The organism is Nostoc sp. LEGE 12454 (assembly GCF_056620565.1).
The window spans coordinates 1-15,297 of record NZ_JBWQXL010000013.1; the positions used below are offsets into that span (position 1 = coordinate 1).

Annotated in this window: 7 protein-coding genes and 1 pseudogene; 6 read left to right on the forward strand and 2 right to left on the reverse strand. The window is 40.9% G+C overall.

Features of this window, described 5'->3' with window-relative positions; all coding sequences use genetic code 11:
• Positions 1-604: 604 nt before the first annotated feature.
• A complete protein-coding gene (locus tag AC1F2U_RS16145) occupies positions 605-2,440 on the reverse strand; it encodes an iron uptake porin (RefSeq protein ID WP_480262014.1) in 1,836 nt (611 codons plus the stop codon).
• 1,308 nt (positions 2,441-3,748) lie between these two features.
• Here AC1F2U_RS16145 and ssuD point away from each other — a divergent pair.
• The 5 genes and pseudogenes from ssuD to AC1F2U_RS16170 all read left to right on the forward strand — a co-directional run bounded on the left by ssuD (position 3,749) and on the right by AC1F2U_RS16170 (position 8,567).
• The gene (gene ssuD, locus AC1F2U_RS16150) at positions 3,749-4,897 is read left to right on the forward strand and encodes an FMNH2-dependent alkanesulfonate monooxygenase (protein WP_480262015.1); all 1,149 of its coding nucleotides are present in this window, start codon (positions 3,749-3,751) and stop codon (positions 4,895-4,897) included.
• Between the two features lie 98 nt (positions 4,898-4,995).
• On the forward strand, positions 4,996-5,823 hold the full coding sequence (ssuC, locus tag AC1F2U_RS16155) for an aliphatic sulfonate ABC transporter permease SsuC (protein ID WP_480262016.1): 828 nt from the start codon (positions 4,996-4,998) through the stop codon (positions 5,821-5,823).
• A 116-nt stretch (positions 5,824-5,939) separates the two neighbouring features.
• Positions 5,940-6,710, forward strand: a complete 771-nt coding sequence (locus AC1F2U_RS16160) for an ATP-binding cassette domain-containing protein (protein ID WP_334716765.1) — start codon at positions 5,940-5,942, stop codon at positions 6,708-6,710.
• Between the two features lie 336 nt (positions 6,711-7,046).
• Positions 7,047-7,529, forward strand: a pseudogene (locus tag AC1F2U_RS16165) (NAD(P)-dependent oxidoreductase); the annotation flags it as partial.
• Between the two features lie 87 nt (positions 7,530-7,616).
• Complete coding sequence (locus AC1F2U_RS16170; RefSeq protein WP_480262112.1) at positions 7,617-8,567, forward strand: D-2-hydroxyacid dehydrogenase; 951 nt, start codon at positions 7,617-7,619, stop codon at positions 8,565-8,567.
• A gap of 141 nt (positions 8,568-8,708) precedes the next feature.
• On the opposite strand, the gene AC1F2U_RS16175 is transcribed toward AC1F2U_RS16170, so the two are convergent.
• Complete coding sequence (locus tag AC1F2U_RS16175; protein ID WP_480262017.1) at positions 8,709-9,908, reverse strand: acyl-CoA dehydrogenase family protein; 1,200 nt, start codon at positions 9,906-9,908, stop codon at positions 8,709-8,711.
• 2,253 nt (positions 9,909-12,161) lie between these two features.
• On the opposite strand from AC1F2U_RS16175, the gene AC1F2U_RS16180 reads away from it, so the two are divergent.
• Positions 12,162-15,272 (forward strand): peptidase domain-containing ABC transporter, encoded by a 3,111-nt coding sequence (locus AC1F2U_RS16180; RefSeq protein ID WP_480262018.1) that lies wholly within the window; start codon positions 12,162-12,164, stop codon positions 15,270-15,272.
• Positions 15,273-15,297: the final 25 nt, after the last annotated feature.

A 15,297-nucleotide genomic window follows, 5' to 3' on the forward strand; every position in this document is an offset into this window, starting at 1 on the left:
ATCAAGGTTACAGACCAAGAGCTTGATACTATCGCAATCGAACGAAATTCTTTTCATGGTGAGTGGAACTATATTATCAAACCCAAAGTAGTCAGTTAATTGTTCAAGTTATTTTTACATAACTCCTAAGCATCAAGTCTTCACCCCATCCATACTGCAAAATAAATATTTAAAAATCTAGAAATTGCGACCCCTTAATACAGGTTCTGATTAGCTTGACATTACTTAAATACTTTAAACCGATCGATAAACCGTAGTTTTTAGCATAATAAAGTTTTTCACAGTTTTCAACAAAAAGCAAGCATTTTACCAAACAACTCCAAACGTAAATTTATGTAAAACCAACTGAGTTATCTTTCTCAATAACTTGCTTTGTAACGTCTTTTGTGTAGTGGTCTAATTTTGGTTGATAAAATATTTAAATTCGATAAATTTACAGTAGTTTAATAAATTTTTCTAAACGGTTTTGTCTAGATAGAAAAGACGCGAAATTGGATTGGGCTTTGTCTTGGGGCACTAACATTGGCTCCCTTAAGACTCAAGAATCCCTGGACTTTTGATTAAACCTCAGCAAATTTTTATTCAGTCCGGGGAGTGTCAAAGGTTAAAACCTAAAAACAGTACGAACCCAAGCAAATAAACTATCAGGATTGCTGGAATCTGAGTTCGGTGCAGTAATCCAGATCAAACCTGGCGTAACCTCAATATTATCTCCGATTCTATATTGGTAGAATGCCTCAACGTGTAGGGAAGTATCTTTGTCTGCTTGGCCCGCACCCGTTCCCAAATCTACACCCCTACTGAGACTAATCATTTTTGGTTCCATACCAACTAAAACCCCCCCTAGAGCACCTTCACTAAAAAGATCCGGGAATGCCAGTCCTACCGCCCAATCCATAGCTTCGCCATCTCCGCGCCCCAAATAGCGGTGTGCTGCATAACTTACCCACGCATTAACTGCAAACTTGGGATTAACTTGATAGAACGCCTGTAGACCATAAAGGTTGCCCACAGTTGCGGCTCCAGCCACGGTACTGTTTACTAGGTTACTCCCGACTGCTGGACCGAAATTTGTTCCACTAAAACCTATGGTATTTGGTGGGCTATAGGTATTGACGTAAGTTGCCGCCACCCGAAAATTCCGATTAGAAGAGTAGTATATTAACTGTGCTAAAGCTAAATATCTGCCTGTAAATAAGCCGTTATTAGTTGTGGGATTACCACCGTTTGGTGCGCTGTACGCTAGCCCTAATTGAAGTTGCTTGCCCAATCCCTGGAGTACAGCAATTCCAGGGCCGCTATCTCCATAGTTATAGACCAAAGACCGCCGTGAAAATCGTGAAATTCCATTAGCACCAGTCGCAGAAGACGATTCAAAATATGGGTTAATGGGGCCAGAAAGACCTATCTCACTAGCTCCATCAGACAAGGGATAAATGTTGACTTGGGTATTTGGAAAAGGTAGAAACCGATAGCGAACACCACTGAGAATAAGAGTGTTGCGTGCAAAAGTAATGCTGGAGTTATCAGCAGTTCTCCCCTCATAAGTTCCCAATAATCCACCTGTTAGATTTAGCGGAGTAGGTGGTGCTTGTCCTAATGATTCAATATTTCCACCTCCTATTGTTATACCTAGTGAATCTTTTCCGTTAAAACTGGTGTTTAACCGTAAAGTCGTTGAGCCTTGAAGTGTGACATTGTTAGGTGCTGGTCTCTTGGTGACAACGTTATTGCCGGCTATAAGTTCGCTAGCAACAATCTGGACTCGACCTATAAATTTGGTTGTGGTCGTAAACTTAGTTGCTTCTAACTTCGCAGATCGTGCTTCCAGGCTATCTACGCGTCCCCGAAGTTGAGCGAGTTCTGGAGAAAATTGTTCTTGTAGTTTTTTGATGGTATCCAAGTCTTCGCGTTTGACTAAATCTGTTGTCGAAGTTGCTATTAGTTCATTGAGGCGATCTAAAGCTGCATTCAACCCAGCGGCAAATTCATAGCGCGTTAGGGAGCGATCGCCTTTAAATGTACCATCTGTATATCCTGCAATTACACCGTAGCGCTCAACTAGAGACTGTAATGCTTGAAATGCCCAATCTGTCGGCTTAATATCTGATAGTTGCGAGACGGATGTAACTTGCCCTGCTGCATTCTTTGGGGCTTTTTGGTTAGTTGGCGGTGTAGCTTGCAACAATTGTGATACAGGCATCACTCGATCTTGCAGTTCGTTTGGAGCTTTTTTAAGAGTGACTGGTGCAATTGAAGTGTCTACTGTTTGATTGACAACTGCTTCTGGAGCTTTGTTCTCTTCTACTTCAATAGTAGATACATTAGATTTAGGTAATTCAGCCTGACTTTTAGCTGGATGAAAAACCAGTATAGCTAGAATATCTAGCACCGAAAGCAGGATCGCTATGGATCTATAATTCCAGCGAAATTTTGACATGACTCCTTAACTCCTCAACCTTAAAGATGAATAAATTCGCCCTTGATTTGACATAATAGACAAGACAAATCATTGATCTAATGTTTATAAAAAACGATTAGAACATAGATTTACGAGGGCTTTAGCTACTGACAAAGTGCAAAATTTTGATAAATATCGAAACCAGTACTAAGTAGTTGAATGTCCAATCCAAAATTCGCCGTAACTAGGAATTCTGATGTTTCAAATAATCCTAAAAACAGCTATAATCAGACAATTACTGCCTTAGCAAAGATTTCTCTACTTTTAAGGGAAACTCAACCACACGCTATATGAACCGATCCTTCTAATACATCCTAAAATCCTTTTTTTTGGTTATGCTGTATAAAGTTCATCAATGGCTACTGACATTCACTCAAGCTTGATTTAGATGCGATTATTTGCCAATTAACATTAATTGAAAACACTATTTTCTAATCAGCTATATTTTGACAGCATCAATCGTTAGTCAAGTACGATAGTTCTATCGACTTACCGTACTTTGGTAGCATTATCTTTGCATAGAGCTTGGTACAATGCAAGACCTAGTACTTTTCATCAGGCGAAAATATGTCAAAATTCTTAGCCATGAAGATGGCCGCCGCCACTCTACTAAGCCTAAGTAAGTTGATAACTACAGTGGCACTATTGAAAAGGACACTAGACCATTGATAGCAAGGGCTAAGGATTTGCTAAAAGTGTATTTAACTTCCGCAGCAAAGCGGGAATTGCCCTCAAACCGAATTGCTGTTTGCTGAAAGCCAACCCAAGAACCCAAAGATCGTAACCGAATGGCACTAAGAAAAGCTGAAACCTCGTCAGGGCAGGGTGTAGGGTGTAGGGTGTAGGGTGTAGTGTTTAATAAAATTAAATTTTAGTTGTGTCAAGGAGTTAAACATCTTCTTAATTCCCCACACCCCAATACTTACACCCCATATCCAAAAGCCAGTTATATCATGGATTTGCCGTTATCTTAGTGCCATACACAGACTTAGAAAGTGCAAGTTAGCAAGGTTTCTGTCGATGAAACCAGAAATGAACACTTCCAAGTCGCAAAAATGTGGGTAATTGACACAAAACTTGTATTCTTCACGACAGCTATTGTTGCAAAAAAAGTGTCATGATTATTGGCATTGTGCGTGAAAACGTCAATCTTGTGGGCAGTTATTCTTTATGAATCGTTAATCTATCACTGGCGTTTTAAATAATTTCCTGTAAAATGCTGACTATAAACTACGGTAATTCGATCGATATATCGTAGGAAATACCCTTGTACCCTGCTTGACACAAATGCAAATTCTTTGGTTTATCCCTACTGGATCTCATGACGGACGCTATTTAGGCACAGATATTGGTTCTCGTGTTGTCACACCTGATTATTTACAACAAATTGCCCAAGCTGTAGATAGTTTAGGCTACACGGGCGCATTATTACCTACAGGCAGTTCTTGTGAGGACGCTTGGATAACCGCCGCCGCTTTTATATCTGTCACCAAGCAGATGAAATTTCTCGTCGCAATTCGTCCAGGGATTACTTCCCCAGGTGCTGCTGCACGGATGGCAGCAACATTTGACCGAATTTCTAAAGGAAGATTGTTAATTAATGTAGTGACAGGTGGAGATCCGGTACAGCTGGCTGGGGATGGCTTGCATCTTAGTCATGACGATCGCTATGATTTAACCGATGAATTTCTCAGAGTTTGGCGGGGTATTGTCAGTGGGGAAACAGTCGATTTTAAAGGAAACCACCTGGATATTAAAGGCGGTAAACTCCTATTCCCACCAGTTCAAAAACCCTATCCACCTTTGTGGTTTGGTGGCTCATCTGCTGCCGCCAAGCGGGTTGCTGCTAAACATATAGATGTTTACCTGACTTGGGGTGAACCTCCACAACAAGTAGCCCAAAAGATTGCCGAAGTTCGGCGACTAGCGGCTGAACAAGGTAGAACAGTCCGTTTTGGGATTCGCTTGCATGTAATTGTGCGAGAAACCGAGTCAGCTGCTTGGGATGCAGCCAATGAGCTAATTAAGTATGTGGATGAGGATGCGATCGCTAAAGCTCAGAAAGACTTAGCTCAATCTGATTCTGAAGGACAGCGGCGCATGAGTCAACTACATAGTGGTAGTCGAGAAGCCTTAGAGATTAGCCCCAACCTTTGGACAGGAATTGGATTGGTGCGGGGTGGTGCTGGTACGGCCTTAGTCGGAGATCCTGACACCGTTGCCGCTAGGATGCTGGAATATCGCAATTTGGGGATAGAAACATTCGTTTTCTCTGGATATCCCCATTTAGAAGAAGCGTATCGCACCGCTGAATTATTATTTCCCCGCCTACCTTTGCAAAGTGAACCTGCACCTTTAACACCACCAGTCTTGAGTTCTGTTAGCGAAATCGTCGCCAATGGAAAATTTGCGAAACAACTCACAAGTGCTTCATAACCTAATAATTAGTAATTTCTAATTAAAGAGTAAATTACTAATTTTGTTGGTGATACTTCTAGATTCATCCTTTGGAACAATCTAAAATCCCAAATTCCATGACTATTACCTTTAAAAGCACCAAAAGCAAAAACAAGATATCCCTGAGCGAGGTGTTAGACAACCCGCAAATCGAGAAAATAGTTCCTTGGATTGTGCCTGTCACCATATTAATTCTTTGGGAACTTGCTTCTAGAACTGGCCTACTTTCAAGCAGGATTTTACCAGCCCCTAGTGGTGTAATCGCTACAGCAATTAAACTTGGCTCAACTGGAGAACTGTTCCAACATATAGGAATTAGTGCTGGGCGGGCGATATCTGGTTTTATAGTTGGTGGCAGTATTGGGTTCGCTTTAGGATTGCTCAATGGCTTTTCCCGTATCGCAGAAAAGTTATTGGATAGTTCCTTACAAATGCTCCGTACTATCCCTAATTTGGCATTAATTCCGCTAGTGATTCTCTGGTTTGGTATTGGCGATCAAGCTAGATTATTTCTAGTATCTATGGGGGTGTTTTTTCCGTTATATCTCAATACATTTCATGGTATCCGTAGTGTTGACCCTGGATTGATTGAAATGGGAAAAGTCTATGGATTAAAAACACCACAACTTCTGTGGCAAATTATTTTTCCAGGAGCCTTGTCTTCGATTCTCGTTGGTGTCCGTTTTTCGTTGGGAATTATGTGGCTGACACTAATTGTGGCAGAAACGATCGCAGCAGATTCCGGTCTTGGTTATATGGCAATGAATGCCCGTGAGTTTATGCAAACCGATGTTGTGGTTTTGAGTATTGTAATCTATGCACTACTAGGTAAATTAGCAGATGCAGTTGCCAGAGGATTAGAAACAAAATTCTTGGCTTGGAATCCCAATTATCAAAAGTCATAAATGCCAAATTTACCAGAATCAAAGATTGAAAAATCTTGATTTTAAATGTAGTTTCTTTTCTTCAACATCTCATCAAATAATTAAATTCAAATTGTTCTCAAAAGGAGGTTTTGCAAGTGAGTTCAAATGTACAGGGTACACAACTAAGTATTTTGGATTTGACGAAATCTTTTGGCAATAAAACTGTTTTAAACTCGCTGAATTTAGAAGTTGAAGCAGGTGAGTTTGTCGCTATTGTCGGACGAAGTGGTTGTGGTAAGAGTACATTATTGCGTCTTGTATCAGGATTAGATAGAGCAACTTCAGGTGGAATACTCCTGGATGGAGAACCACTACATAGACTCAGCCGCTTTGTAACAGTGATGTTTCAAGATCCTCGCTTGCTGCCGTGGAAACGCGTTATTCAGAACGTGGGATTGGGCTTAGAAGGTAATTGGCGTGAAAAAGCTTTGTGGGTACTCAATAAAGTCGGACTCAAAGATAGAGCTGATGAGTGGCCTTATGTTTTGTCTGGAGGACAACGGCAACGGGTATCATTGGCCAGAGCGTTAGCCAGTCAGCCCCGTTTGTTGTTGCTAGATGAACCTTTAGGAGCATTAGATGCTCTAACTCGCCAAGAAATGCAGCATTTGATTGAAAACTTGTGGCAAGAGCGAAGATTTACTGCGTTTTTGGTTACTCACGATGTGGAAGAGGCTGTGGCGTTGGCAGACCGAGTGATAGTGATCGATCAAGGAAAGATTTCTATGGATTTACCTGTGAGACTTTCACGCCCGCGAGATCGAAGTAGCGAAGTGTTTATCAATATCAGAGAAGCTGTTTTAGAACGAGTAATGAGCAATGATAATACTCAGGTAAACAACCAGTTATTACAGCTGAGTAGTTGAAATTTAAGCTTTTTGTAGTCAATCAATATTAAACTTGAGGTAGCTGCGGTAAATAGGCTACTTCGAGATTAAAACTTGCTCTTAAAAAGCAGCTATTTATAGTAATAAAAAGTTATTAATGAACAATCAAAATACCTCCCAACTCTCCTCTGTGCTGGTTTGGGTTATTTTTTCTATATTCACGTTCTAGATAAACTAAAATATAATAAATAATCTATATTGCTTTATTGAAAGTAAATCATACAGAAATATCTAATGTTCGTCAAAAAATTAACAAAAGATGATGCAGAAGATTATAGACATATTAGATTAGAAGCTTTAGATAAAAATCCAGGAATTATTGGGAGTCGTCGTCATCCCCAAGAGCTACCAAATTTTGATAGAGTAGTGGGTGCTGATGAATGGCGATCGCTCCTGCCAAAAGTTAATTATGTAGTGATTGCAACACCCCTAACTCCCGAAACCAAAGAATTTATTGATGAATCTGTATTGCGTTGGCGTAGCCCGCCGAAGGCATCGCTCCCAAATCATGCCTACCTAATTAATATTGCTCGCGGTGGCGTAATCGATGAATCGGCATTAATAAAAGCGCTTAAAGAAGGTTGGATTGCAGGTGCAGCATTAGACACAGTTAACTCCGAACCGTTACCACCAGAAAGCCCTTTGTGGTCGCTTCCTAACATCTTTATTACGCCTCATACTTCCGGTCATTCACCCAAAAGTAAACAGCGTTCAATAGCTTTATTTATCGACAATCTAAAGCGTTACCAAGCTGGTCAACCGTTACGAAATGTAGTAGATAAAAAAGCAGGATACTAAGCAATTAAAAATTAAAAATGAAGAGGTGCTGCCGATTGGGTTGCACAATCCAAAATCCAAATCCAAAATTGAATTAGGGAGTAGCTAATAGTGAAACTAATTTTACCCGATCATCTCATTGCAGATATAAAGCCACATCTACCATCTAATATAGATGTCGTGGAGGTGGATAGTGAAGGTAATTTCGATGGTGATGCCAGTGATGCAGAGATTTATGTCAATGGATTTTACCTGAAAACCTCTACCCTTGACAAAGTACTGACAGCAGCACCCGCGCTACGTTGGCAACAGTCACCAAGTGCTGGCGTGAATCACATCCTCACGCCAACTTTTTTGCAAAAGGACATCATCCTCACCAATGGCGCAGGGGTTCATGCAATTCCAATTTCGGAATTTGTACTGGCATTTATGCTCTATCATGCTAAGAATCTGCGGAAATTACAAACTTTGCAGAATGAACACACTTGGGTAAGAGGAGTGTTTCTCGAAGAGTTGGCAGACGCGACTTTATTAATTCTCGGCACAGGAAATATCGGTCAAGCGATCGCATCTCGTGCCAAAGCCTTTGGAGTTACAGTTTGGGGTAGTCGCCGCCATCCCGATCCTCTACCGAATTTTGACAAAGTTGTAGGTGCCGATGAGTGGCGATCGCTTCTCCCAGCCGCAGACTATGTAGTTATTGCCACACCTTTAACTCCAGAAACTAAAGGCTCGATCGATGAAGCTGCATTGCGCTCTATGCGTCAGTCTGCTTACCTAATTAACATTGCTCGTGGTGCGATCGTAGATGAAGCCGCATTGCTTACCGCACTACGTGAGGGCTGGATTGCGGGTGCTGGATTAGACACTGTTGCAACCGAACCTCTGCCGCCAGAAAGTCCCTTATGGTCGCTACCGAATGCCTTTATCACTCCCCATTGTTCAGCCTTGTCGCCACGCCTGAGAGAGCGCATAGCACAACTATTTATCGACAATCTTCAACGCTACCAAAACGGTCAGCCCTTGCGGAATGTCGTAGATAAGCAAGCTGGATACTAAATATTGGGCATTAGGCGCAAGGGGCAGAGGAGCAAAGGGGCAGAGGAGATAAAACTTACTGCAACTTCTCCTCTACTGCAACTTCTCCTCTGCTCCCTTGCTCCCTTGCTTCCCTGCTCTCCTACTTGCCCCACTCCCCAATCACTTAACTTTCAGCACCGACTTCCCTAAAGATTGGCAAATAACATCATTTTGCGGCGTATGTATACGGCTGCACAAAACGTCACGGTAGTGACGCTCTAAAGGATTTCTTTTTAATAAACCAGGATTGCCTGTTAGTTCTAAGGCAATTTCTACAGCACGAATCGAGTTGGTTGTGGTGAGATATTTAACAGCCTGTGCCTGTAATCCTACGTTATACTCATACTTATCCTTGTCAATATCTTGAGCCAAACTATAAATCAATCTATTATTAGCAAACAGCAGTGCTTCTATCTCACCTACAGCAGTTTGGAAACGCGGCAGAGTTGCCAGTGGCTCTTTGAGATTAGAAGGCGATCGCTCCCAAAGATATTTAACAAGCCAGTCTCGCGCACTACTAGCAACACCGAGATATAAAGCACTCACTGTTAAACTGCCCCAAGTGGAAATTAGCGGATCGAAAGATGGCACAGCAGATATGGGGTTGATATTTAGAGCATACTCTGTGGGAATTAATACATTTTCTAAAATGAGGTCATGGCTGCCTGTAGCTCTCATCCCCAAGTGATCCCAGGTTTCGACAATTCGCAAACCTGGCAGATCGCGCGGAACCAGAAAATTCCCAACTTGTGGTTCATCTTCAGTTGTCCGTGCCCAAACAACAAAATAGCTGAGGATGGGACTGCCTGTGGTGTATTGCTTATGTCCTGTTAAACGCCAGCCTTCTGCTGTTCGTTTGGCAATTGTCGCTGGCAATCCGCCTCTGGCTGGCGTTCCTAGCTCTGGTTCAACACGGGCTGCATTTAGCAGGGCAATGCCTTCAATTGATTCACGACACAGCCGCTTATATACTTCTGGATGCCAGCGACGGCTACGGGCTGCATGAGCATGTTGAAGATAGTGCATCGTCAGTACTAATGCGGTCGAAGCATCGCCACGTGCTATCCCTTCAATCACCCGACAGATAGTTGCCAAACCCAAATCCAGGCCACCGAATTCACCTGGAATGGTGAGGTTGAGTAATTCTGCCTCATGCAAAGCTGTAAAATTCTCGAAGGGAAAGGAAGCATCTCTATCGTGTGCCCCTGCGCGGGTGGCGAAATCTTTGGCCAGAGCCTCAACTCGGTCGAAAATATTGGGGAGAGTTTCTAAGCCTTGGGCTACAAAGGTATCTGGCACTGCTTGCTCCAACTGTGACATAAGTACTCCTTCGTAATTCACTGTACTACTAAATCAGAGATGTTTTTCAACATGGAAGCATCTCAAGTTTGTAGGAGCCTCAATTTTCTGCACGACGCCAGTCTCCCCTCACCGCCAATCCTCATTGCCCTAACTGTATTACTTCTAATGCTCTGAAAATACTACTTAAAACCGACCGATATTTAGTAATTCTTAGTTTTCGTAAGTATGACACAAACTCCTGTCATAGAGCAAGCCAAGCCAATCAAAAAATTCAGCGATCGCCCCACAACTTAGGAACTGAATTGCCTACTGGTCTTTTAAGCTAATCATCATTCAAATTAAATCTCCGCGTTTGGAACCAAGCACGGAGAAACAAGCGTTTAAATATTCTCTGCTGAGAGTAATATAAAGATCCCTAGATAACATAGGGATAATTTTCTCATCAAGTAGATTTTCTAATGGATAAATATACAGCAACACCATTGGCGATCGCAACCAAAGTGATATTGGTTGCTTTTATAGCGGTTCCTCTGTTACTGAGGTATAACTGGACTGGATATATATTTTAACTTTGAGGATGTACCTTATCTGATTAAGAACCGCTATGGATGATTTTCTATATTTTACCAAATCGATGGTGTCACACTTTTGTCAGGGCACTGGCTCTATAACCACCATTCAATTTATACATTTATTACTTTACTCGATCGGATCGCAATCTTAGGTTTTAAAAGACGAATTTGCGATTTATTGTCATTTTTTGAACTATAGACTCATTTAAACATGATGGTTATTTCTAAACTTTTATCAAGCTGTAATATGTATTGCTGCTATGCGCTTGATGGTAAAAATGCTAAGATTAGGGTAGTTAACTAGTGTTGTGTGCCCGATCACAACATTAATGTGTTTTACCTCACAGCTAATTTAAACAACTTAATTGTCACCTTTAAGGAAACAATAGTTGCCGATATGGCTACCATCATGTTATGCCACTTAGCTATTTAAAGATTTAATGTATAAATGGTTGTGAAATATATTTTTTTTGTTAAAAATCATCTATTAGGTGACTTGTTAGAAAATTTACATTAAGAAACTACTAAAATATCTAAATTTAAGAGCATAAGGAGTGTAAGCTAATTATGTAAATATCATGTTTGTATGTAAATATGATGTTCGTAAGTCTCTTTTGGTGACTTGCATTTGTTACACTATAGGAGGTATAATACAAACGTTAAATAACTTGCTAGATGCTCCCTAAAAGATACTAAGCAGTGCTGGAAAAAGATCCATTCTGGAATCTCCAAGCAAACTTAAGCAATATTTGTTTAAGTGTAGTTTTGCTTAATTGGTAAAATACTACTTAAACAAAATTACGATGTGCTTTTATAGCTTTATAGTTTTTATCGTCTTCTGTTTCCTGTAGCCTACTCAAAATCTTCTTTTGTTCTAGGTTGCACGATAAGGATAAACTTATCCCGGAGACTATCCCCTAGACTCGCCAAAGCACTAGGGAATATGCCGGAAGCTAATTGCACATTGTGTAAATTTCTGATTAACACTACAACGTTAGTCAGATTTGTAGTTGTGGTTTTTTTGCTGTCAGGCTTTGTGCACACAACTGCTAATGATTACGTTTTCACATAATTTACGACTCAATGCAATTTCTAACTACAATTATGTCACACCATTTAAGTCAAGACAAGGCTGTTAAAAAGTTAGGAATGTCTGAAAACATTCTTTTAAAAATTATTCCAAGTCAGGTCTTGTTAAAAAGCATGAAAGCTAACTTTCAGCCATAACATTGTCCGGAACTAGAAAAAACTTTGAGAGTTTGTGATGGATAAATGAAATATTTTGCATAGCTATTGCTGCATACAGCAAATTATATTGCGAAAATAATTCCTCTTAATCATCACTTACAATTACTGCTGATTGCAAAAATGAGCAATCCATATTTGTATGAAGTCTGTCAATGCAGTTAGTTTTTGAAGCTAAATGTCGCTAAACAAAGCTCTAGCTCGATATTTTAGCATTTACACTAGTTATTGCCACATCAATAACTTGCTGCAACCAGTAGATTGCCCACTCAATAAAAATACCTTGTATGTATGTAAAAGATAGATGCTTAACTAGCATACTATTTCTCTCTAAACTCTACTTTAATAAAGCTTAGAGTTTCCTCGGTGAAAATACGGGATTAAATAATATTTTTAATGAAGTTTTGAATTGGATTCCGACTGATAACTAAATTTTTTTTGTGGAGATGAGAAAATGCCACCAGTGCTTTCTGAGCAACATGTGGGTGAAAGAATTTTGTACACCTTGGGTACAAAACTTTCAGAAAAAGAATTAGAGAACTTCTTGGCAGAAATGGAGATTGTGGAGCCACAATCAGCAAAGCAATTCTGGGAATCTACACAGACGAATCCTGGTATATACATTATTCTTACAGGTAAAGTCCGACTATTAGATAGTTCTGAGAATTTAATTACTACCTTTGGTGCATGGTCTGTTTTTGGTGAATTGACCTTGTTTCCAGAAGCTAACTTTAGTCCTTATGTAGCTAGAGCTTCGACAAGCTTAAAACTTGGCTATTTTAGGCAAGAAGTATTGCAAAGGTTGATAGACAAGTATCCTAACATTCGCGATCGCCTATTTGCCCGTGCAGAACTTTGGGATTTGTTGTTGTTATGTCGCCAAGTATCACAATTCCCACGCCATACATCACAAGTTTCAGGAATGCTCAAAGCCTTATCTTTGTTTGAGCGACACCAGTTAGAAAATGGCTCTGTAAGTCCACAAATATCCCAAAATTCAGAGTTGTGGCTATTGTACAAAGGTCAACTGCGGCATTCTGAAGGCGATTCTTTGACACCAGGTACAATCTTTGCTCAACCAAAACAAGGAGATTGGGAAACAACGCAACCAACGATTGCTTACATTCTGAAAAACGACCAGATGCAAACAGCACTAGAATACTTCCCGGAGTTGGGGGAGTGGGCTTTTGCCATGAGCGTCAGCGGAACGGAATTGGAGACTGAGGACACAACGACCGGCTCAGTGCATCGCAGGAGATTAGGTACTAGAGAAAAAACTTCCCAATCTGCAAAATCTAAAATTATTCCTTTTCCCCAAAAAGAGAAGCAGTCACAACAACAGCCAACAAAAAAATCACGTTTTTACTTTCCCAGTCCGAAAGTACAAATGGGGCATTGGTGGAAGCGGATTACCAAAAGCTATCCCTTCTATGCCCAACAAAGTGCAGCTGATTGTGGCTCTGCTTGCTTGGTGATGATTGGTAACTATTGGGGCAAACATTTTAGTATCAATCGCCTACGGGATATGACCAATGTCACTCGCAACGGTGCATCCTTAAAGGCTATGGCTGCAACAGCAGAATACCTGGGTTTTGCCACCCGTCCAGTGAAAGCTACTCTTGATAAATTAGCTGAACAACCTTTACCTGCAATTGCTCACTGGGAAGGCAAACACTTTATTGTTGTCTATGAAATCACCAAAAAGCGGGTGATTGTATGCGATCCGGCTCTTGGTCAACGCAGTCTGACAAAAGCTGAATTTCAAGCAGGTTGGACTGGTTATGCATTGTTACTGCAACCAACAGCTTTACTAAAAAGTGCTAAAAACGAAAGTAGAAGCTTCTGGAAATTTTTTGAGTTAGTCAAACCTCACTATCGAACACTGCTAGAAATTTTCATAGCTTCAATAGTAATTCAATTATTTGGGTTAGTAACGCCAGTATTTACCCAGTTGTTGCTCGACAGAGTGCTTGTGCAACGCAGTGTTCCAACCTTAAACGCCATTGGTTTGGGAATGATTGTTTTTGGGTTGTTTGGTGTTGCTGTCAACGGTGTACGGCAATATCTCTTATTTCACACTGCTAACCGCATTAGTATCGCCTTACTCGTAGGCTTCATCAAACATACCTTCCGTTTACCCCTTGCTTATTTCGAGTCGCGTTTCGTTGGGGATATAATCTCGCGCATCCAAGAAAACCAGAAAATTCAGCACTTCCTGACTGGTCAGACACTCTCGATTGTGTTGGATATGCTGACATTAGTGGTTTATCTGGCTTTGATGTTTTCCTATAGCTGGCGGATGGCATTATTCGTGCTGTGTACTGTACCGCCATTTTTTATCTTGGCGCTGGCCAGCACAAGTATTTTACGCCGCATCTCCAGAGATATTTTTAATGCAGCTACCAAAGAACAAAGCTATCTCATAGAATCCCTAAGCGGAATTCGTACCGTCCGCTCATTAGCAATTGAACAGACAGTGCGTTGGCGTTGGGAGGAACTGCTAAATGATTTAATCAAAAAAGACTTTAATGCTCAAATAATTGACAATCGCATACAAATTATCAGTGGCGTCATCCACACCTTTGTAAATACTTCATTGCTGTGGTACGGAGCAACCCAGGTAATTAATAACGAACTAACTATTGGACAATTAGTTGCTTTCAATATGTTGGTGGGTAACGTCTTGAGTCCTTTCCAGCGACTGGCTTTGCTGTGGAATGAATTACAGGAAATCGTGATTTCCACTGAACGTATTAATGATGTGTTGGAGGCGGAACCAGAAGAAGACTTAGAAACTAAACCCCGCAAGTCGTTAGGTAAACTCCGCGGTAACATTTGTTTTCAGAATGTTACGTTTCGTTATCACTCAGAAAGCGACACTAACGTATTAGAAAATCTCAACTTTGAAATTAAGCCAGAACAGATGGTTGCAGTCGTAGGGCGCAGCGGTTCTGGAAAAACAACTCTCAGTAAATTGATTTTGGGTTTATACCCACCGACAGATGGCAAAATCCTCATTGATGGTAACGATATCACCAATGTATCTATGCGATCGCTCCGTTCCCAAATCGGCGTTGTAGACCAAGATACTTTTCTGTTTGGTGGGACTGTTCGCGAAAACATTGCGATCGCTAATTCAAATGCTTCTTCAGAACAAATTATCCAAGCAGCAAAATATGCTGGAGCCGATGAATTTATTCAAAAATTACCGATGGGTTACGAATCCGAAATTGGTGAAAGCGGCGGAATGCTTTCTGGTGGACAGCGCCAACGCCTAGCTATTGCTCGTGCTTTGCTCGGAAATCCTCGGTTATTACTGTTTGATGAAGCCACTAGTCACCTAGATTCAGAATCAGAACGGATTATTCAAAACAACCTCAAAACAATTCTTAAAGGACGCACAAGTGTAATTATTGCCCATCGCCTCTCTACAGTCCGCAACGCGGACTTAATCCTGGTTTTAGATCAAGGTATTTTGGTAGAAAGCGGTACCCACGACGAATTAATCGCTAAAAAAGGTCATTATTACTACCTGAATCAACAACAGATGTCTCAAGTTAGTTGATGGGGCATTGGGCAGTCTTTTTATT